Source organism: Streptomyces sp. NPDC007346 (assembly GCF_040703535.1).
Taxonomy (GTDB): Bacteria; Actinomycetota; Actinomycetes; order Streptomycetales; family Streptomycetaceae; genus Streptomyces.
Map to the genome: position 1 here is coordinate 1 of NZ_JBEYKR010000028.1, position 20,233 is coordinate 20,233.

Sequence of the window (20,233 nt, forward strand, 5' to 3'; positions counted from 1 at the left end):
TGGGGGGTCGTGGGCGAGGTGGGGCCGCCGCCGACCTTCGTCAAGGTCGGCGGACGCTTCCCCGCCGCGCTCGACGGGGCGGACCGGCGTGAGCTCGACCGGCTGGTGGAGCTGGCCCTGAGCGCGGTCGGCCTGGACGACTGGGTCGCGGCGCTGCAGTTCACCCTCACCGCCGACGGCTGGCGGGCGGGCGAGATCAACCCCCGTGTCCCCGGCGGCCAGGCCGTCGAGATGATCCGGTCCACCACCGGCTGGGAGCCGAGCCTCGTCGCCGCCGAAGCCGCTCTCGGCCGGCAGGGGGAGCCCGCGCCCGCCGACGCCGCCTGCGGCCTGTACCGGAGCATCGTCTTCGAGGAGGCGGGGCGCATCGACTACGACGCCGCCGCCGTCGGCTCGCTCGGCGGACTGGAGTCCCCGCACCCGCCCTTCGTCGAGTTCGACGTCGCACCGGGCGCGTCCGTGCTGCCGGTCGGCCACCCGCGCGGCGGAGCCTTCGGCCGTATCGTGCTGGCCGGCGAGAGCCCGGAGCAACTGGAGCGGGACCTCGCGCACGTCATGGCGCAGCTGGCCGTCCGACGGGTGGACGAGCAGGTCGACGAAGGTTCCGTCGACCGGGCACACACCAGCTGCTGCTGACAACTCGCTTTGCCGTCCGACCACTTGACGCTCCTAGGGCGTCGTGATTCGATACTTTTGAAAGTATCGAATCAACGAGAAGGGAGATGCCATGGCCGACGACATGATCGGTTCCGGCTGCTGCGAGACCAGCGGCAACGAGGACGTCGCGGAAGACGGCACCGAGTGCGGCTGCGCCTGCGCCTGCTGCGACTAGTCCAGCGGCATGACGGCGGGCCGCACCCTTCCGGGTGCGGCCCGCTCGGACCGACCACCCGACCCGACCACCAAGAGGGGGCTCGACGTTGAACGACTCGCTACGCGCGCTGCGCTTCATCTATGGCTACCCGCTGCGCTACCGCCGCGAGATGACCATCGCCACCGTGGTCATGTTCCTCGGTCTCCTCGGCAACATCGCCGTGCCGCTCCTGACGCGGTACGCCATCGACGTCGGGGTCCTCGGCGGAGCGACAGAGACCCTGCTCTACACCTCCCTGGGCGTCCTGCTCGCCGGCGCGGCCACCACCGCCCTGCTGCACTTCGGCAAGCGCATCAGGTTCTCCGTGGCCAGCAAGGCCGTCAACGACCTGCGGGAGGACCTCTTCCGCAAGCTCATCCACCTCGGCCCCGCCGACATCGCCGAGGCGTCCGGCGGCCGCGCGCTCACCCGCCTGATCTCGGACGCCGTCTCCGTCCGCGGCCTCACCAACGGCGGTCTGCTGGAACTGCTCAACCAGGTGCTCGTCACGCTCACCATGCTGGTCACGGCCATCGTCATCGACGCGCGCACCACGCTGCTGGCCGTCATCCCGATGGTCTTCGTCATCATCGGGAACTTCACCGTCCAGCTCCGCCTGCAGAAGGCCTTCACCGAGCTCAAGGGCCAGTTCACCAAGCTCCTGAGCGGGGTGGGCGAATCCCTCGCCAACATCAACGTCGTCAAGTCCTACGGCCGTGAGTCGGACGCCTCGGACCGCCTGGACAAGGTCAACCAGGCGCACGCGGCGCGTGACGGCCAGATGAAGCGCACCTACAGCCGGTGGGAGGCGATCCTCAACGTCATCGGCGGTCTGCCCACCCCGATCGCCCTGTGGGTCGGCGGGCAGGGAGTGCTCAACGGCACCAGCACGGTCGGCGACCTCGTCGCGGTCGTGGCCCTGGTCATGATGTTCCAGATGAGCATCCACATGCTCGCCATGCACACCAACGGCGCCTTCCGGAGCGTCGTGACCGCCCAGCGCCTCCTGCGCGTCATGGACGCCCCCTCCGTCATCGCCGGCCACGACGGACGCACCGACGTCCCGGCCATCGGCGCCGTCGACATCCGGGGCATCGACGTCGACGTCGCCGGCCGCCGCGTCCTGGACAAGGTCGACCTCCACGTGGAGCCGGGCGCCGTCATCGCCCTGACCGGCCCGACCGGAAGCGGCAAGTCCACGCTCCTGCACGTCCTGGCCCGGCTGCGCGACCCGGACGGCGGCACCGTCACGTACGACGGCGTCGACGCCCGCGCGTACACCCCCGAAAGCCTGCGCCGGCACATCGTGTGCCTGCCCCAGCGGCAGTGGGTCTTCGAGGGCACCCTCGCCGAGAACGTCCACTTCGTCCGGCCCGACGCCACGGACGAGCAGGTCGCGCAGGCGGTCACGGCCGCCGGCCTCTCGCACATCCCGCTGGGCCGCCGCTTCGGCGCCAGCACCCTGGACCTGTCGGCGGGGGAGCGGCAGCGCATAGGCCTCGCTCGGGCGCTGCTGGTCAACCCCGACGTCCTGCTGCTCGACAACCCGACGGCGAACCTGGACGCGGAGACCGAGGCCGCGCTGCTGCGGACCATCCTCAAGGTGCGCAACGGCCGCACCCTGATCATCGCCTCCCAGCAGCCCGCGGTCACCCGTTACGTCGACCGGACCGTCAGCCTCGCCCTCCCGGAACCCCCGGCACAGGCCGTGGCGTCGCTCGCCGGGGCGACCGCCCCGGAGGGAGGAAAGGCTTCATGACCGTCACCTCGAACGAGGTCCCCCTGGAGGGCAGGGAAGCCCGGCAGGCCCTGATGAAGGCGGCCCGCAGATTCCTGCCCTACCTGCGGCCCCACTGGTTCTGGCTCAGCGTCGCCACACTGATGGCCATCCTGAACTCCATCGCCACCATCGCCGTCATGTACACCGTGATGGCCGGTATCGGACAGATCGTCATCGGTGACATGAGCGCCGTACGGTCCACCGCGATCAACCTGGTCGTGCTGACCGTGGCGGAGAACATCATCCGGATCGTCTACAACTCGGCGATGATCCGGATCAACGAGAGCCTGTCCGTCACCATCCGCAACGACCTGGTCGTACGCCTGCACAACGTGCAGCTCTCCCGGCACGTCTCCCAGGCCAGCGGCGAATGGGTCACCCGCGTGCTCTTCGAGGCCAACCGGTTCCGCGGCTTCCTCACCAAGTCCCTCATGGAAGTGGCCAACAGCGTCATCTGGTTCCTCGCGTTCGCCGTCTTCCTCCTCGCCCTCAGCCCCCTCGTGGCGCTGCCCACCCTGGTCACCATCCCCCTGATGGTGTGGATCGCGGTGGTGTGGACCAAGCGGCTGCGCCCCGACACCCGGAAGCAGCGCGAAGGCTGGGACCAGATGGTGGGCTACCTCGACCAGCGCATCGAGGGCCTGGCCGACATCCGCTCCTTCGGCCAGGAGGAGGCCGTCCTCGCCGACCTGCGCAAGCGGTCCGAGGAGTACAGCACGGTCCACAACCGGCTCTCCCGCAAACGCCTGTGGCTCACCTCCCACCTGGGATTCAGCGTCTTCCTCGCCCTGGGCCTGCTGATCTTCTTCGGCGGCCTGCAGATCATCAACGGGCACCAGCTCGGCTCGGGCTTCTTCTTCGACATGGCCGCCGGCATGATGCCCATGACCTGGATGCTGATGGGCACCGACACGATGATGGCGTCCATGGGCATGGCGTCCGGCACGGCGCTGGCCGCCGGCACGCTCGCCGCCTTCGCCCTCTTCGTCAAGCGCATGCTCAACCCCGTCCGCGACCTCGCCCACCAGCTCGGCCAGTCGTCCGACATCGCCACCTCGGCACGCCGGATCCTGGACGTCCTGGACCTGGAGGAGGAGCGGAGCGGCGCCGGAACCCTGCCGCCCGTCGAGGGCGCCGTCGCCTTCGAGGACGTCACCTTCGCCTACGGGGACGGCCCCGACGTCCTGCACGGCATCACGCTGCGCGCGGAGCCCGGAGAGCACATCGGCATCGTCGGAACGAGCGGCGCCGGCAAGAGCACCCTGATGCAACTGCTGGTCCGGCTCTACACACCGACCGGCGGCACGGTCAGCATCGACGGGCACGACCTGACCGGCATCAGCAGCGCGTCGGTCCGCTCACAGGTGCTCCTGGTCACCCAGGAGGCCCAGCTCTTCGACGGCACCGTCACCGAGAACATCCTCTTCGGGCGCCCCGGCGCCACGGAGGAGCAGGTGATCGACGCGGCGAAGGCCCTCGGCGCGCACGAGGCCGTCATGGGCCTGCGCAACGGTTACGGCACCCGCGTCGGCGAGCGGGGCTCGAGGCTCTCCGTCGGTGAGCGGCAGCTGATCGCCCTGGCCAGGGCGATGCTCGCCGACCCCCGCGTCATCGTTCTGGACGAGGCGGTCTCCAGCGTCGACCCCGAACGCCAGCGGCTCGTCCTGTCCGCGATACGCCGCCTGCTGGAGGGCCGCACGGCCGTCGTCGTCGCGCACTGGCTCCCCCTGGTGGAAGACCTCGACCAGGTCTTCGTCATCGAGGACGGACGGATCGTCGAATCCGGCCTGCCCGTGGAGCTGTTCACCGCGGGCGGGCGGCTCACCGAACTGTGCGACGCCCAGGAGGGCCGCACCCACAAGAACACCCCCGGAAAGAACACCCCCGGAAAGGACACCGCCCATGTCTGACACCAGCCTCGGCAACATGTTCTGGAACGCCACCCAGCAGACCCCGGCCGCGACCGCGGAGGAGCCGAAGAAGGCTTCCTCGTGCTGCGGGCCGAAGCCGGCGGCCGAGGCCCCGGCCGAGCCGAAGAAGGCCTCCTCCTGCTGCGGCCCCAAGCCGGCTGCCGACGCGTCCGCCGAGCCGAAGAAGGCCTCGTGCTGCGGTCCCAAGCCCGCCGCGTCGGAGCCCGAGGGCGCCGCGGCCCCCAAGAAGTCGTCCTGCTGCGGCTGACCACCACCGTACGCACGTCCCGAGGAGGACACATGACCTGGCGCACGGCCCCCCACCCGCCTGGCGGAGAGGCCACGACCGCGGCGTACCCGGCCGGGCCCCGTACCCCCCGGGGAGCCGCGCGCCGGGCCGGCGCCGCGGCCGTGCTCCTGGCCGCCGCGCTCCTGACCGGCTGCGCCGGCACCTCGGACGCGGCCGGCGGGTCGGCCCCGGCCGCCGACCTGGACGAGGACTGCCGGGCGACCAAGTCCGACGCGGGTCTGGAGGTCACGCTCACCGTGGCCCCCTGCCCGCCCACCGGCGGGGGATCGGCCGGGACGGCCGGCGTCACGGTGAAGGACGCCGACGGGAAGGCGGTGGCGGGCGCCAAGGTCGAGATCAACCCCGAGATGCCCAACATGAAGATGAAGGGCGGGAACCAGACGGCGCGCCCCAAGGGCGACGGCTACGAGGCCAAGCTCGTCCTGGGGATGGCGGGCGACTGGCGGATCACCGTCACCGTCACCCCCGCCTCCGGCGAAGCGTCCACCACCGCGTTCGACCTGACGGCGAAGGGCTAGCCCGTGCTGAGCAGCCGCGCACGATCGCTGCCCGCGTCCAGCACCGCGGCCCTGGACGCCGAGATCAAGGCCCGGATCGCCGACGGCGCCGACATCATCAACCTCACCGGCGGCGAACTCGACTTCCCCACCCCGCGCCAGGCGGCCGACGGAGCCCGGCGGGCCATCGCCGAGGGCCGTACCCGGTACACGCCGGTCGCCGGTGTCCGGCCTCTCAGGGAGGCCATAGCCCGGCGCCTGACGGAGCACTGGAACTGCCCCTACGACGCGGCGCGGATCGTGACGACGAACGGCGCCAAGCAGGCACTCGCCCAGGTCTTCACCGTCCTGTGCGAGCCCGGCGACGAGGTGATCCTCCCCGCCCCGTACTGGGTCAGCTTCCCCCATATGATCGCTCTCGCGGGTGCGGCGGCGGTGACGGTCCCCACCGCCGGCACCGGCTTCAAACTCACCCCCGAGGCGCTGCGGGCCCACCTGACCCCACGGTCCAGGGTCCTGCTGCTCAACAACCCGTCCAACCCCACGGGCGTGGTCTACGAACGCTCCGAACTCCTGGCCCTCGCACGGGTGGCCGTGGAGCACGGGCTGGTCATCGTGACCGACGAGATCTACGGAGACCTCGTCCACGCCGGCGCGTCCTTCACCGCCGTCGCCTCGCTCGGCCCGGAGATCGCCGAACGGACCGTCACCATCGGCGGCTTCTCCAAGACGTACGCGATGACGGGGTGGCGCATCGGATTCGCGGCGGCGCCCCTCCCCGTCGCCGCCGCCCTCACGGCCGTGCAGGGCCACACCAGCTCCGCCCCCTCCTCGATCTCCCAGTACGCCGCGCTCGCCGCGCTGACCGACGGCACCGAGACGGAACTGGCCAGGCGGGCAGAGGAGTTGAGCAAACGGCGCACGATCATGCGCGACGGCATCCTCGGCCTGCCGCCGATCGGGCTGACGGCCCCGCCGCAGGGCGGCTTCTTCGCCTTCGCCGACATCGGCGCCCTGTGCACACGGCCGGGCGACGACGCCGCCACCTTCGCCCGCGACCTGCTGGAACACGCCGGAGTCGCGGTCATGCCCGGCAACGACTTCGCGGCCCCGGACCACGTCCGGTTGTCGTACGGGGTCGCCACCGAGGACATCGTCCGCGCCCTCGACCGCATCGGCACCTACCTGAAGTCCACCGGAACCGGAGCACACCATGGATAAGGCCACCGTCTTCGAGGTCCGCGGGATGACCTGCGGGGGCTGCGCCAAGCGCATCCGTACGGCCATCGAGACCGACCTCGGCGAGGACACCACCGTGACGGTCGACCACAGAAGCGGCCGGGTGACCGTCACCTCCCCGCACGACGTCACCCCCGAGTCCGTCCGCTCGGCCGTCGAGCGCACCGGATACGAGTTCGCGGGAACCGCGGCGTGAACCCCTCCGTCCGGCTCACGCTCTACGCCGCCGCCCTCGTCGGATGTTTCGGCCTGGCCTGGCTGCTCGGCAGAGCCCTGCCACCCCTCTGACCCGCCCTACCGAAGGAGACCGCAGTCATGGCCGGCACCGCCACGACGGCACCAGCCGTAGTCACGCTCGACATCGGCGGTATGACCTGCGGAGCGTGCTCCGCCCGCATCGAGCGCAAGCTGAACCGACTCGACGGCGTGACGGCCGAGGTCAACTTCGCCCTGGAACGCGCCCATGTGAGCTTCGACGACCGGCACACCGTCGACGCACTGATCGACACGGTCACGAAGATGGGGTACAGCGCCGCCCTGCCCCCACCGCCCGAGGCCGCCGCCCCGGCGGAGGGGCCCGGTGAGGGGGCCGACGCCGCCGCCGACCGTGAACTGGCCGCGATGCGGCTGCGCATCCTGGTCTGCCTCGCCCTCACCGTGCCGGTCATGGCCATGGCCATGGTCATGCCCTTGCAGTTCGACCACTGGCAGTGGCTCTCCCTCACCCTCGCGGCGCCCGTCGCCGTCTGGGGGGCCTGGCCGTTCCACACCGCCGCCTGGAAGAACCTCCGTCAGGCCTCCGGGACCATGGACTCCCTGGTCTCCATCGGAGTGCTCGCCTCCTTCGGCTGGTCGCTGTACGCCCTCTTCTTCGGCTACGCCGGGGTGACCGGCATGCGGATGCCGTTCCTCATGGTCCCGACACCGGGGCAGGGATCGCACCACATCTACCTCGAGGTCTCCACCTCCCTGACCCTCTTCGTCCTGGTCGGCCGGTACGCGGAGCACCGGGCCAAGCGGCGGGCGGGCAGCGCGGTGCGGGCCCTGCTCGAACTCGGTGCCAAGGACGTCACGGTCCTGCGGGCCGGCCAGGAGGTCGCCGTCCCCGTCGGCGAACTGCGCGTCGGCGACCTCTTCGTGGTCCGTCCGGGAGAGAAGATCGCCACCGACGGACGGGTCGTGGAAGGCGCGTCGGCCGTGGACGTCTCCATGCTGACCGGGGAGAGCGTGCCGCAGGAGGTGTCCGAGGGCGACGCCGTCACCGGAGCCACCGTCAACACCAGCGGTCGCCTGGTGGTCCGCGCCGAACGGGTGGGGGCCGACACCCAGCTCGCCCACATCAGCCGGCTGGTCTCCGAGGCGCAGGCGGGCAAGGCCCCGGTCCAGCGGCTGGCCGACCGGATCGCGGCCGTGTTCGTCCCCGTCGTCATCGGCATCGCCGTGGCGGTCGCCGGATTCTGGATCGGCAACGGAGGAGGCGCGGCCGCCGCGCTCACCGCCTCGGTCGCCGTCCTGGTGGTGGCCTGCCCCTGCTCCCTCGGGCTCGCCACCCCCACCGCCCTGCTCGTGGGCACCGGGCGCGGCGCACAACTGGGCATCGTCATCCGGGGACCGCACATCCTCGAATCGACCCGGCGCATCGACACCGTCGTCCTGGACAAGACCGGCACCGTGACGACGGGCCGGATGCGGCTCGTCGCGACGGAGTACGGGGAGGGGACGGACCGCGACGAACTGCTGACGCTCGCCGCCGCGCTGGAGCAGGCCTCCGAACACCCCATCGCGACGGCGGTGACCGCCGCGGCCGCCGAGGTGGCACCCGTGCTGCCCAAGGTCGACGCGTTCCGTGCCAGCGCCGGATTCGGTGTGGTGGGCCGCGTGGGGGAGCGCGAGGTGATGGTCGGCCGGCCGAGCTGGGTCGGCGAGCGCATGGAGCTGCCGGACGGCCTGCGCAAGGCCTTGGACGATCTGGAGAACAGCGGCCGGACAGCCGTGGCGGTCGGCTGGGACGAAGAGGTGCGCGGCCTGCTGTTCGTCGCCGACGAGGCCAAGCCCACCAGCCGTTCCGCGATCGACGAGATGCGCAGGCTCGGGCTCACGCCCGTACTCCTCACCGGCGACCGGGCCGGGGCGGCCCGGCGCATCGCCGACGACATGGCCATCACCCACGTCCACGCCGAGGTCCTTCCCCAGGACAAGGCGGCCGTCGTCCGCCGACTCCAGGAGGAGGGGCGCACCGTGGCCATGGTGGGCGACGGCATCAACGACGCCGCCGCCCTCGCCCAGGCGGACCTGGGCATCGCCATCGGAGGGGGCACCGACGCGGCCATCGAGGCGAGCGACATCACCCTGGTCCGCGGCGACCTGCGAGACGCCGCCGACGCCGTACGCCTGTCCCGGCGCACCCTCGGGACGATCAAGGGCAACCTGTTCTGGGCCTTCATCTACAACCTCGCCGGAATTCCCCTCGCCGCGTCCGGCGTCCTCAACCCGATGATCGCCGCGGCGGCCATGGTGCTGTCCAGCATCTTCGTGGTGACGAACAGCCTGCGGCTGCGCCGCTTCACCTCCTCCTCCCAGGCGGACGGCGGCCGCTCCCGGGCGAGGACGAGGACGGCCGACGCGCCGGCCTCCCCCAAGGACCTCGCGGGCGTCTCGTGATCACCCGGTCCCTGGGCCTGCCGGTGGCCCTCGTCGACGTGGACCAGGCGCTGAGCGGACGGTGGCGCGACTACGAACGCCAGGTGGACGTCGTCAGGGTGCAGGACCCCCCGTACGAGACCTGGACGCGGCTGCGGGAGGCGGGCTTCCACCCCAAACCCCAAGTGATCATGTGGCAGGCGGAGGTGCTGGACTTCGAGGACGCCTACCTCGCCACGCTCTCCGGCAAGGACCGCTACGACATCCGTTCCGCCTTCCGGCGCGCGTCCGGGGCGGGCCTCCTGATCCGCACGGAGCCCCTGACCCCCGAACTGCTCGACGAGTTCATCGAACTGTACGAGCGGCAGATCGCCGGCATGCGGCACGGGTGGCCGGTCGCGGTCCACCAGCGGGCCGGCATGCTCGACCGGGCCGACGCCTACTGCGCGATCACCGTCCGGAGCGGCACCGCGCTGGTGGGGGCCTGTCTGAACGAGGACCTGGCCGACCGGGAGGAGATGCGAGCGCGCTTCTCGGCGGTGACACCGGGACAGCGCACCGACAGCCTTTCGCGGGTCCTGTACTGGGAGACGATGCGTCAGGCGAGGCTGCGGGGGAGGCGCTGGACGACGCTCGGCCGGGACGTCAACCTCTACGGGCACCTGGGCAACGCGGGGCTGTTCAGCTTCAAGTCCCGGCTCGGCTTCACGGCCGTGCCCGGCCAATCGGTCGAGCCAGGCAGCGGGTCGCACCAGGCCGACCGGGTGGTGGGCTTCGCGGCCCTGTCCGATCCCGCGCTGCTGCTCTCCTACGGGGAGGCGGCCGGGGAGGCGGCGGCCGTGTCGGCGCCGCTGCTGGGCCAGCTGTTCAGTGCGCGGGACGTGGACGTGCGCCCCTTCCGAGGGGCGGGGCTGGCCGGGCTGACTCCGCATGAGGTCCGCCCGCCCGGGTGAGCCGGGAAGGCCGTACGACGGTGTGAGGCGCCCAGCAGATGAGCGTCGGCAGGGCCGGCGGCCGGCCGGGGGCCCAAGTCCACCGGCCGCCGGTCACGCCCTCGCGGAGGCCGCGGAGAGGATGCGTCCCAGCGCCGCGAGAGTCACCGGGTCGGCCCGGTAGTAGATCCAGGTGCCCCGGCGCTCGGAGATCAGGAGCCCCGCCTCCCTCAGCCTCCTGAGGTGATGGGAGACCGTCGGCTGGGAGACCCCGACATCGGATATGTCGCAGACACAGGCCTCGCCGTCCTTGTGCGACGCGACGGCGGACAGGAGGCGCAGGCGGATCGGGTCGCCGAGGGCCTTGAACAGCTGAGCGGCCACTTCGGCCTCTTCGCTGTTCAGAGGGCGCTCGGAGAGCGGTGGGCAACACGGCTCCACCGCGCGGCCGTCGGTGAACGGGGGCGTGGACAGTGCTCTCTTCCTGCTCATCGCTCTATATTGACATATTTCGAATCAGGCTGACAGGGGTCGGCGCGTGCGGCGCCAGGGGCGACACGTCGCCCGCCGAGATCCGGTGGGCGGAGGACCGCGGCCGTGGCGGTGCCGCTGTCCGGTCGCGGTCCGGGCGTCAGTAGACGTCGCGGACGTAGCGCTTCTCCGAGGCCAGGCGCCTCACGTACGCGGATGCCTCGTCGGTGTCCAGGCCGCCGTGGGCGGCGGCGATGTCCGTGAGGGCCTGGTCGACGTCCTTGGCCATGCGGGAGGCGTCGCCGCAGACGTAGAGGTGGGCCCCGTCCTGGAGCCACTGCCACAGGCGGGGGCCGTGTTCGCGCATGCGGTCCTGGACGTAGATCTTGTTGCGCTGGTCGCGGGAGAAGGCGAGGTCGAGCCGGTCCAGGTGGCCGGACGCCTGGTAGGCCTCCAGCTCCTCGCGGTGGTAGAAGTCGGTGGCCCGGCGCTGTTCGCCGAAGAAGAGCCAGTTGGGGCCGGTGTGGCCGCGGGCCCGGCGCTCCTCCAGGAAGCCGACGAAGGGGGCCACGCCGGTTCCGGGGCCGACCATGATCATGGGGGTGGCGGGGTCGGAGGGCGGGCGGAAGTGCGGTGAGCGCCGTACGAAGACCTGGACCGGGCCGTCGTCGGCATGGTCGGCGAGGTAGGTCGAGCAGACCCCCTTGCGGTCCCGGCCGAGGTCGTTGGTGTAGCGGACGACGGAGACGGTGAGGCGCACCTCGCCGGGGTGGGCGAGCGGGCTGGAGGAGATGGAGTACAGGCGGGGCTGGAGCCGCTTGAGGACACCCGTCCACTCCGCCGCGGAGGCGCGGACGGGGTACGCGGCGACGACATCGGCGGCCTGGCGGCCCCAGCTCCATTTCGCCAGCGCGTCCTTGTTGTCGGAGCGCAGCAGCCGCTTCAGCTCGTGGCTGCCGGTCCGCTCGGCCGTGAACCTGAGCAGCGCGGGGGAGATGCGCGATATGTCCAGGCGGGTGCGGAGCGCCTCCTCGAGGGGGACCGGGGCGCCGTCGCCCAGGTCGACGGGTTCGTCGGGGCCGAGCCCGGTGAGGGCGAGCCACTCGGCCACGAGCGGGGCGCCGTTGGCCGGCCATACCCCCAGGGCGTCTCCGGCGTCGTAGGCGAGTTCGCCGTCACGGGTGTCGAAGGCGAACTGCCGGACCTCCTTCTGCGAACCGGGCAGGCTCAGCAGCCTGTTGCCGACGAGGAGCGTGGCGAACGGCTGCGCCTTGCTGTGGCCGGCCGGTACGGGAGCGGGCTTTGCGGTCGCGGTGGCCGGTGGGGCTGCGGCGACGGGGGCGGTGGGTGGCGGGGCGGCAGCCTCGGCCGTGTCGGAGGGCTCGGGCCGTGGGCCGTCGGCCGTGGCCAGGGCGGCGACGACCTGCCCGAGCCACTGCCCGGCCGGCTCCTCGAAGTCGGGCTCGCAGTCGGTGCGGGGAACGAGGCGGGTGGCGCCGAGGGCGTCGAGGCGTTCGTCCAGGCGTCGGCCGTGGCCGCAGAAGTCCTCGTAGGAGGAGTCCCCGAAGGCGAGGACCGCGTACCGGACTCCCTCCAGCCGCCCGGCCTCCGGGTCGGACAGCGTCCGCCAGAAGCCGGCGCCGTTGTCGGGGGCGTCGCCGTCCCCGAAGGTGCTGGTGACCAGGAGTACGTCGGTGCCGGCGCCGAGCCGGGCCGGGGACACGTCGTTCATGGGGAGCAGCTCGGGGGCGCGGCCCGCCCCGGTGAGCCGGGCGGCCGTGGCCGCGGCGAACTCCTCGGCGTTGCCGGTCTGGGAGGCCCACAGGACGAGCAGACGGCGGTCCGGCACGGCCGGCTCGGCCGCCGTGGTGCCGGTCCGCGGGGCCCCGGGGCCGGGAGCGGCGGCCTCGGCCGTACGGGAGAACATGCCGGCGAGCACGCCGTCCACCCACAAGGCGTGGCCCGGGTCGACGGGTGCGTCCGGGGGCAGGACGGGGACGCGCCCGTCGGGTGGGGCCACGGCGAGCCCGGAGAGGTAGCCGGCGAGGTAGCGGCGTTCCGCCTCGGCCATCGGTGCGGGTGCGAGGTCGGCGATGCCGAAGAGGGCGGCGAGCGCGTGGACGGGCGGGTCGGCGGAGGCTGTCGCGGTGGGGACGGGGTCGGCGGGGGGCACGGGGGCGCTCTCCGGCCGGGAGTCCGGGTGGGTGGCCGGTACGGGGGCGGCCGTCCGGGCCAGTGCGACGGCGCAGGCCTTGAACTCGGGCTGGAAGGAGAGCGGGTCGACGGCGTCGTTGGTGACGGCGTTGATGCTGAGGTACTCGCCGAACAGGTCGTTCCAGTGGAACGGGGCGAAGCAGGTCCCCGGCCGGACCCGGTCGGTGACCACGGCGGGCAGGACGGCCCGGCCGCGGCGGGAGGCGACCTCCAGGTGGTCGCCCGCCGCGACACCCAGAGCGGCGGCGTCCTCGGGGTGCACCTCGACGAACGGGCCGGGATCGAGCTTGTTCAGCTTGGCGACCTTGCCGGTCCTGGTCATCGTGTGCCACTGGTGCTGGAGGCGCCCGGTGGTGAGGACGAACGGGTAGTCGTCGTCGGGGAGTTCGGCCGCCGGAAGGTGGGGGCGGCCGAAGAACCGGGCCCGTCCGCTCGCGGTGGGGAAGGCCAGGCGGGGCCGGGTGCCGTCCTCGCGTTCCAGGAGGGTCTGGCTGACGCCGTCGTTGAGGTAGCGGACCGGGTTGCGGTCCGGGCCGTCGGCCGTCGGCGCCGGCCACTGCACGGGCGTGGTGCGCAGACGCTCGTAGCTCACGCCGCGCACGTCCCAGCCGGTCGCGGGGTTCCAGGCCTGCTTGAGCTCCTCGAACACCTCCTCGGCGCAGGCGTACGTGAACGCCTCGGCGAATCCCATCGCGCAGGCCACCCGGGCGATCAGTTGCCAGTCCGGCAGCGCCTGCCCCGGTGGGTCGACGACCCCCTGGACGAGGGCGAGGTTCCGCTCGGAGTTGACCATGATCCCGTCGGACTCCGCCCACAGCGTGGCCGGCAGCACGACATCGGCGTACGCGTTGGTCTCGGTCTGGGCGAAGACGTCCTGCGTGATGACGAGTTCGGCGGCCTCCAGCCCGGCGACGACGGTCCTGCGGTTGGCGACCGAGGCGACCGGGTTGGTGCAGATGATCCAGCACGCCTTGATCTCCCCGGCGGCCAGCTGCTCGAACATCTCCACCGTGCCGCGCCCGACCTCGGTCCGCAGCGAGCCCTCGGGAATGTTCCACAGGTTCTCGACGAAGGCACGTTCGGCCTCGACCAGGACCGAACGCTGGCCGGGCAGGCCGGGGCCCATGTAGCCCATCTCCCGGCCGCCCATGGCGTTGGGCTGGCCGGTCAGCGAGAACGGGCCGGATCCCGGGCGGCAGATGGCCCCGGTGGCGAGGTGCAGGTTGATCAGGGCGTTGGTGTTCCAGGTGCCGTGCGTGGACTGGTTCAGGCCCATGGTCCAGCAGCTCATCCACGCGCCGGCCTCGCCGATCCACCGCGCGGCCCGCCGGATGTCGGCCTCCGGAATCCCGGTGATCTCCGCGACCTTCTCCGGCGGGTAGTCCGGGAGGAAGCCGGCCATCTCCTCCCAGCCCTCGGTGAACTCGGCGATGAACTCCTCGTCGGTGTGGCCGTTCCGGACGAGCAGGTGCAGAAGGCCGTTGAGGAGGGCGAGATCGGTGCCGGGCCTGATCTGCAGGAAGAGGTCGGCCTTGTCGGCGGTGGCGGTGCGGCGCGGGTCGACGACGATCAGCCTGGCCCCGGCCGACTTGATCCGCTCCATCATGCGCAGGAACAGGATCGGGTGGCAGTCGGCCATGTTGGCGCCGATGACGAAGAAGGCGTCCGCACGGTCGAAGTCCTGGTAGGAGCCGGGCGGGCCGTCCGCCCCCAGCGACAGCTTGTAACCGGTTCCCGCACTCGCCATGCACAGCCGCGAGTTCGACTCGATCTGGTTGGTCCGGACGAAGCCCTTGGCCAGCTTGTTGGCCAGGTACTGCGCCTCCAGCGACATCTGCCCGGACACGTAGAAGGAGAGCGCGTTCGGGCCGTGCTCGTCCAGGAGCGCCCGCAGTCGGCCGGCCACCGCCGTGATCGCCTCGTCCACGTCGGTCCCCACGGGCTCGGCCCCGCGCTCGGCCCGCACCAGCGCCTTCGACACGCGCCCGGGTGCGGCCAGCATGTCCGCGCTCGTGGCCCCCTTGGTGCACAGGCGGCCGAAGTTGCCGGGGTGCTCCTTGTCCCCCGACGCCCTGGCCGCGCGGCGGCGGCCGTCGACGGGGTCCCGCGTGATGTCGAGCACGATGCCGCAGCCGACCCCGCAGTACGAACAGACGGTACGGACGCTGTCCTTCTCCGCATCAGCCGGCACCGAACCTCCACCTCCCGGTCTGCGTACCTCATGTGCCGGCCCGCGCGGTCCGCTGCGGGCAGCCTGATGAGCAGCACGGTAGAAAGGCCGGGTTTCCACCCCGTCACGCTCCGGGAACGCCTGGGATTACGGCTCACGCACACCTGCCGGCGTCAGCGTGTGAGGCCGCCCGGCTCCCTGGTGAGGCGAAAGGGTCCGAGGGGGAGCGGGCCGGCGCATCACCGCGCAGCCCGAACCCCGGATCGCGATCACACCTGGTGACGCACAACTCACCATGTCTGTCAATAAGGCCTTTCCGTAACCCAATTGACGGCACATCAGGTGATCGGCAGCCGTCCGGCCCTCTCGACAGCCTCGATCCAATTAGCTTAGGCTCACCTAAGTTGGGTTGCGGGCCGCTTCGTCGGCGTGCCCGTCTCGCCCCCCTGCCCTCGGCGCCTGACAGGCGGCTTTCCCGCACGATGGGAGTGACATGTCACAGGTTCATCCTGGCGACGCACCACCGGTCCACGACCTCATCGGAATCGGCTTCGGCCCTTCCAATGTGGCCATGGCGATCGCGCTCAGAGAGCACAACACACGCGTCGGAGGGCGGGGGCCGGTCACCGCGCACTTCTTCGAGCAGCAGCCGAGCTTCGGCTGGCACCGTGGCATGCTGATCGACGACGCCACGATGCAGGTCTCCTTCCTCAAGGACCTGGTGACGCTCCGGAACCCGGCCAGCGAGTTCAGCTTCCTCTGCTACCTCCAGAGCAAGAACCGGCTGGTCGACTTCATCAACCACAAGAACCTCTTCCCGCTGCGCGTGGAGTTCCACGACTACTTCGAGTGGGCCGCGGCCAAGGTCGACGACATGGTCTCCTACGGACACGAGGTCGTCTCCGTGACGCCCTTCGTCCACGAGGGCACCGTGGAGTACCTGGACGTGACCGTCCGGTCGGGGGGCGGCCTCGAAGTGCACCGGGCCCGCAACCTCGTCATCGGCACCGGGCTGCGCCCTGTGCTGCCGGAGGGCGTGCGGCGTGGCGACCGCGTCTGGCACAACTCCGATCTGCTGTGCAACGTCGAGGCGCTGGAGGGCACCTCGCCCTCGCGGTTCGTCGTCGTGGGCGCCGGGCAGAGCGCCGCCGAGAACGTCGCCTACCTGCACCGCCGCTTCCCCGAGGCCGAGGTCTGCGCGGTCTTCTCCCGCTACGGCTACAGCCCCGCCGACGACAGCAGCTTCGCCAACCGGATCTTCGACCCCGGGGCGGTCGACGACTACTTCGCCGCACCCGACGGCGTCAAGAGCCAGCTGATGGCCTACCACGGGAACACCAACTACTCGGTGGTGGACATCGACCTGATCGACGACCTGTACCGGCAGATGTACCGGGAGAAGGTCCTCGGTACCGAGCGGCTGCGCTTCCTCAACGTGTCCCGGGTCACCGACGTGGAGGAGAGGCCCGACGGCGTCCGTACCACCGTGAAATCCCTCGTCACGGGGGAGGAAGCGCCCCTGGACGCCGACATCGTGGTGTTCGCCACCGGCTACAGCCCCGCCGACCCGCTCGCCCACCTCGGTGAGGTCGCCGACCGCTGCCTGCTCGACGACGAGGGCCGTGTCCGGGTCGAGCGCGACTACCGTATCGCCACCGACCCCGCCCTGAACTGCGGAATCTATCTCCAGGGAGGTACGGAGCACACGCACGGCATCACGACGTCGCTGCTGTCCAACACCGCGATACGCGTCGGCGAGATCCTGGACTCCCTGCTCGACCGGAGCCTCAAGTCCACCTCCGACGAGGCCCGCCCGGTCGCCGACGGCACGGGCAGCGCCGTCGGTTAGAGAGGCTTTCCGGGCCCGAAGAACCGGTTCAGGACCCAGCACGAGCGGCCGTACGGGCGCACCCGGCCGCGGGGTGCGCCCGCACGGCCGGCCATGAGCCCCGGTGGATCAGTAGGGATAACGTACGTCCATATGAGCACGACTACAGTCGAGCGCCCCGTGCCCAGGGGTGCAACAGAGGTCCGCCGCAGGCGGGTTGTGGGACTGGGCACGCTGGTGGCGTTCCTCGTGCTCGTCGCCGCGCTGTCGTTGGCCGTGGGGGCCCGTGCGCTCAGCCTCGCCGAGGTCTGGCACGGGCTGTTCGCGGCGGCCGACTCCGATCAGCGGCTCACCGAGATCAGGCTCATCGTGCGGACCGTCCGGGTGCCCCGTACGGTCCTCGCGATCGTGGCCGGCACCGCCCTGGGCGTCGGCGGCGCGCTGATCCAGGGGTACACCCGCAACCCCATCGCCGACACCGGCCTGCTGGGGGTGAACAGCGGTGCCTCGTTCGCCGTGGTGTCGGTGATCGCCGTGTTCGGCCTGACCGACCCGTTCCAGTACGTCTGGTTCGCCTTCGTGGGGGCGGCGGTCGCCGGCGTCGTCGTCTTCGGCCTGGCGAGCATCGGCCGGGGAGCGGGCAATCCGCTGACGCTCGCCCTGGCCGGGCAGGGCATCACCGTCTTCCTCATGGCGATGACCACGGCGGTCGCGCTGACCGACCAGAAGTCGCTGAACGCGCTGCGGTTCTGGAACGCGGGCTCCGTGTCCGGGGTGGGGTTCGACGTCATCTGGCCGGTGACCGGCTTCATCGCCGTCGGGCTCGTCCTGGCGCTGAGCACCCTGCCCTCCCTCAACCTGCTCAACCTGGGCGACGACGTGGCGCGCGGGCTGGGCGTCAACATCGTGCTGAGCCGGGCCGTCGGCATCGTCGCCATCACCCTGCTGGCGGGCGCGGCCACGGCGGCGTGCGGACCCATCGCCTTTCTCGGGCTCATGGTCGCCCATGTGGCCCGGTATCTGACGGGCCCCGACTACCGGTGGCTGGTGCCGTACGCGGGTCTGCTCGGCGCCGTCGTCCTGCTGGTCTGCGACATCGTGGGGCGCCTGGTGGTGCGCCCCGGTGAACTGGAACCGGGGGTCGTGGTCGCCCTCGTCGGCGCCCCGTTCTTCGCGGTTCTGGTGTGGCGAGGAAAGTTCAGGAGCGCATGAAGAGACAAGGGCGTACGAGCGGGACGGACCTGAAGCCGGCCGCCGCGAACCCGTCAGGCGCGAACCCGGCCCTGGCGGCCGGCGTGCGGCTCGGGCAGGTGTCGTTCGTCTGGCGGCCCTGGCTCGTCCTGGTCACGCTGGTGCTGGCGGCCGGCGCCTTCCTGGTGTTCTGCCTCTCCATCGCCGTCGGGGACTTCCCCATCGGCCTGTCGCGGGTGGTCACCACCCTGCTGGGCCAGGGCGAACAGATCGACGAGTTCGTCGTGACGGACCTGCGGATGCCGCGCGCCCTGGCCGGTCTCATCGTGGGCATCGCCCTGGGCGTGTCCGGGGCGATCACCCAGTCCGTCGCCCGCAATCCGCTCGCCAGCCCCGACATCCTCGGGATCACCAGCGGGGCCAGTGCGGTCGCGGTCTTCCTGGTGACGGTGTCGGGCGGGGCCGCCGCGGCGGTCGTCGGCTCGGTGGGGCTGTCGGCGGCGGCGCTCCTGGGCGGGCTCGGCACGGGGCTGCTGGTCTACTTCCTGGCGTGGCGGCGCGGGATCGACGGCTTCCGGCTCATCCTGATCGGCATCTCGGTGAGCGCCGTGATGCAGGCGATCACGACCTGGCTCCTGGTGTCGGCCGACATCAGGGACGTGGCGCGAGCCCAGGCGTGGCTGGTCGGCTCGCTGGACGGCCGGTCGTGGGACGAGGTGCGGGTCGCGTTCTGGGGGGCGCTGGTCCTGCTGGCCGTGGTGGCGGCCGCCGCGTTCCCGTTCAAGCCGATGCACCTCGGTGACGACGTGGCCGCCGGGCTGGGCGTGCGGTACACCCGGGTACGGGCCGTCCTGCTGCTCTGCGCGGTCCTGCTGGCCGCCGTGGCGGTGAGCGCGGCGGGGCCCGTCCCGTTCGTCGCGCTGGTGGCGCCCCAGGTGGCGATGCGGCTGGCGAGGGTCCCGACACCGCCGATGGTCGCCTCCGGCCTGCTGGGGGCGCTGCTGCTGATCGGTTCGGACCTCATCGCGAGGACGGCGCTGCCGATCACCCTTCCGGTCGGTGTGGTCACCGCCGCGATCGGCGGTCCGTTCCTCGTCTACCTGCTGGTGCGGGCGAACCTCCGCTAGGCGGGGCCCGCGACGTTCCGGGGTGAACTCCCGCCGGAGACGCTAAGGTTAGGCGAGCCTTAATTCAGGGGGTGCTTGTGGTCGCTCAGTTCATCACCGAGGCCCGGTCGAAGGCCGAGGACGTTCCACGGCTGGCGGCGAGGGGCGTCACGGTCGGCTACGGCGGACGGGCGGTCATCGACGGTCTCGACGTGGCGATCCCGCCCGGGGTGGTCACCACGATCATCGGCCCCAACGGCTGCGGGAAGTCCACGCTGTTGCGTACCCTGACGCGTCTGCTCAAGCCGACCGGCGGGACGGTCGTGCTGGACGGCGAGGACATCGTCACACTCAGGACCAGGGACGTGGCGAAGAAGCTCGGTCTGCTGCCGCAGGCACCCGTGGCGCCCGAGGGCCTGACGGTGGGGGACCTGGTCGCCAGGGGGCGTCATCCGCACCAGAGCTGGCTGCGGCAGTGGTCCTCGGACGACGCCGGTGTCGTGGAGCGCGCCCTGGCCATGACCGGGGTCGCCGACCTGGCCGACCGTCCGGTGGACTCGCTCTCCGGCGGCCAGCGTCAACGCGTCTGGATCTCCATGACCCTGGCCCAGGGCACCGATCTGCTGCTGCTGGACGAGCCGACCACCTATCTGGACCTGGCGCACGCGATCGACGTGCTCGACCTGGTGGACGACCTGCACGAGTCGGGATGCACCGTGGTCATGGTGCTGCACGACCTCAACCTCGCCACGCGCTACAGCGACAACCTCATCGTGATGCGGGCGGGTTCGATCCTGGCGCAGGGGCACCCGCGTGATGTGATCACCGCCGAACTGCTGCGCGAGGCCTTCGGGCTGCGGGCCATGGTGATCGACGACCCGGTGGGCGACCGGCCGCTCATCGTCCCCATCGGACGTACGCACGTGCGGCTCGAACCGGTGGGTGGCTGTCCGGTGAAGTGAACGCGCCGGCAAGGGGGTTGGCCGCACCGTCGGCTCGCCCTGGACGGGCAGTACCTCGAAGTAAGGCTAGGCTAGCCTCACTTGGGCGGGTTAGGGTTTGCACGCCCTCGTACAGGGGCGCAGTGGACAG

At 71.5% G+C, this 20,233-nt stretch carries 14 protein-coding genes and 1 pseudogene; 13 read left to right on the forward strand and 2 right to left on the reverse strand.

Translation table 11 applies throughout. The features are described from left to right. The 9 genes and pseudogenes from AB0917_RS10845 to AB0917_RS10885 form a co-directional block, all read left to right on the forward strand. A pseudogene (locus AB0917_RS10845) lies at positions 1–636 on the forward strand (phosphoribosylglycinamide synthetase); the annotation flags it as partial. Between the two features lie 284 nt (positions 637–920). Beyond that, a complete protein-coding gene (locus AB0917_RS10850) occupies positions 921–2,612 on the forward strand; it encodes an ABC transporter ATP-binding protein (protein ID WP_366819175.1) in 1,692 nt (563 codons plus the stop codon). Further along, positions 2,609–4,543: an ABC transporter ATP-binding protein gene (locus AB0917_RS10855; protein WP_366819176.1), complete on the forward strand. Its 1,935-nt coding sequence runs from the start codon at positions 2,609–2,611 to the stop codon at positions 4,541–4,543. The genes AB0917_RS10850 and AB0917_RS10855 overlap by 4 nt, the downstream gene beginning before the upstream one ends. Then, entirely contained in the window at positions 4,536–4,811 is a 276-nt protein-coding gene (locus AB0917_RS10860) for a hypothetical protein (RefSeq protein ID WP_366819177.1), read from the forward strand. The genes AB0917_RS10855 and AB0917_RS10860 overlap by 8 nt, the downstream gene beginning before the upstream one ends. Positions 4,812–4,843: 32 nt before the next feature. Continuing rightward, positions 4,844–5,371 carry a FixH family protein gene (locus AB0917_RS10865; protein WP_366819178.1) on the forward strand — a complete coding sequence of 176 codons (528 nt, stop codon included), beginning with the start codon at positions 4,844–4,846 and terminating at the stop codon, positions 5,369–5,371. 3 nt (positions 5,372–5,374) lie between these two features. Further along, positions 5,375–6,571, forward strand: coding sequence for a pyridoxal phosphate-dependent aminotransferase (locus AB0917_RS10870; protein WP_366819179.1), 1,197 nt, complete (start codon positions 5,375–5,377; stop codon positions 6,569–6,571). Further along, positions 6,564–6,785, forward strand: coding sequence for a heavy metal-associated domain-containing protein (locus AB0917_RS10875; RefSeq protein ID WP_366819180.1), 222 nt, complete (start codon positions 6,564–6,566; stop codon positions 6,783–6,785). Before AB0917_RS10870 ends, AB0917_RS10875 begins: the two co-directional genes overlap by 8 nt. A gap of 119 nt (positions 6,786–6,904) precedes the next feature. Further along, a complete protein-coding gene (locus AB0917_RS10880) occupies positions 6,905–9,250 on the forward strand; it encodes a heavy metal translocating P-type ATPase (protein WP_366819181.1) in 2,346 nt (781 codons plus the stop codon). After that, entirely contained in the window at positions 9,247–10,182 is a 936-nt protein-coding gene (locus tag AB0917_RS10885; RefSeq protein WP_366819182.1) for a GNAT family N-acetyltransferase, read from the forward strand. The genes AB0917_RS10880 and AB0917_RS10885 overlap by 4 nt, the downstream gene beginning before the upstream one ends. A 93-nt stretch (positions 10,183–10,275) precedes the next feature. Here the strand turns inward: AB0917_RS10885 and AB0917_RS10890 are convergent, their stop codons facing one another. Both AB0917_RS10890 and AB0917_RS10895 read right to left on the reverse strand, forming a co-directional pair. Continuing rightward, entirely contained in the window at positions 10,276–10,653 is a 378-nt protein-coding gene (locus AB0917_RS10890; RefSeq protein ID WP_366819183.1) for a metalloregulator ArsR/SmtB family transcription factor, read from the reverse strand. A 139-nt stretch (positions 10,654–10,792) separates the two neighbouring features. Beyond that, positions 10,793–15,037: a bifunctional nitrate reductase/sulfite reductase flavoprotein subunit alpha gene (locus tag AB0917_RS10895; RefSeq protein ID WP_366819184.1), complete on the reverse strand. Its 4,245-nt coding sequence runs from the start codon at positions 15,035–15,037 to the stop codon at positions 10,793–10,795. Positions 15,038–15,509: 472 nt separating this feature from the next. Between AB0917_RS10895 and AB0917_RS10900 the strand changes: the two genes are divergently transcribed. The 4 genes from AB0917_RS10900 (at position 15,510) to AB0917_RS10915 (ending at position 20,103) form a co-directional block, all read left to right on the forward strand. Continuing rightward, complete coding sequence (locus AB0917_RS10900; protein WP_366819185.1) at positions 15,510–16,865, forward strand: SidA/IucD/PvdA family monooxygenase; 1,356 nt, start codon at positions 15,510–15,512, stop codon at positions 16,863–16,865. 132 nt (positions 16,866–16,997) lie between these two features. Next, positions 16,998–18,056, forward strand: a complete 1,059-nt coding sequence (locus tag AB0917_RS10905) for an iron ABC transporter permease (protein ID WP_366819186.1) — start codon at positions 16,998–17,000, stop codon at positions 18,054–18,056. Then, positions 18,053–19,162 (forward strand): iron chelate uptake ABC transporter family permease subunit, encoded by a 1,110-nt coding sequence (locus AB0917_RS10910; protein ID WP_366819188.1) that lies wholly within the window; start codon positions 18,053–18,055, stop codon positions 19,160–19,162. The genes AB0917_RS10905 and AB0917_RS10910 overlap by 4 nt, the downstream gene beginning before the upstream one ends. A gap of 77 nt (positions 19,163–19,239) precedes the next feature. Next, positions 19,240–20,103, forward strand: coding sequence for an ABC transporter ATP-binding protein (locus AB0917_RS10915; protein ID WP_366819189.1), 864 nt, complete (start codon positions 19,240–19,242; stop codon positions 20,101–20,103). The last annotated feature ends 130 nt before the right edge of the window (positions 20,104–20,233 follow it).

Bases quoted from the DNA above. Each gene is read 5' to 3' on its own strand.
- AB0917_RS10855 (WP_366819176.1), top strand. From the start codon at position 2,609: ATGACCGTCACCTCGAACGAGGTCCCCCTGGAGGGCAGGGAAGCCCGG.
- AB0917_RS10860 (WP_366819177.1), top strand. From the start codon at position 4,536: ATGTCTGACACCAGCCTCGGCAACATGTTCTGGAACGCCACCCAGCAG.
- AB0917_RS10865 (WP_366819178.1), top strand. From the start codon at position 4,844: ATGACCTGGCGCACGGCCCCCCACCCGCCTGGCGGAGAGGCCACGACC.
- AB0917_RS10875 (WP_366819180.1), top strand. From the start codon at position 6,564: ATGGATAAGGCCACCGTCTTCGAGGTCCGCGGGATGACCTGCGGGGGC.
- AB0917_RS10880 (WP_366819181.1), top strand. From the start codon at position 6,905: ATGGCCGGCACCGCCACGACGGCACCAGCCGTAGTCACGCTCGACATC.
- AB0917_RS10890 (WP_366819183.1), bottom strand. From the start codon at position 10,653: ATGAGCAGGAAGAGAGCACTGTCCACGCCCCCGTTCACCGACGGCCGC.
- AB0917_RS10900 (WP_366819185.1), top strand. From the start codon at position 15,510: ATGTCACAGGTTCATCCTGGCGACGCACCACCGGTCCACGACCTCATC.
- AB0917_RS10905 (WP_366819186.1), top strand. From the start codon at position 16,998: ATGAGCACGACTACAGTCGAGCGCCCCGTGCCCAGGGGTGCAACAGAG.
- AB0917_RS10910 (WP_366819188.1), top strand. From the start codon at position 18,053: ATGAAGAGACAAGGGCGTACGAGCGGGACGGACCTGAAGCCGGCCGCC.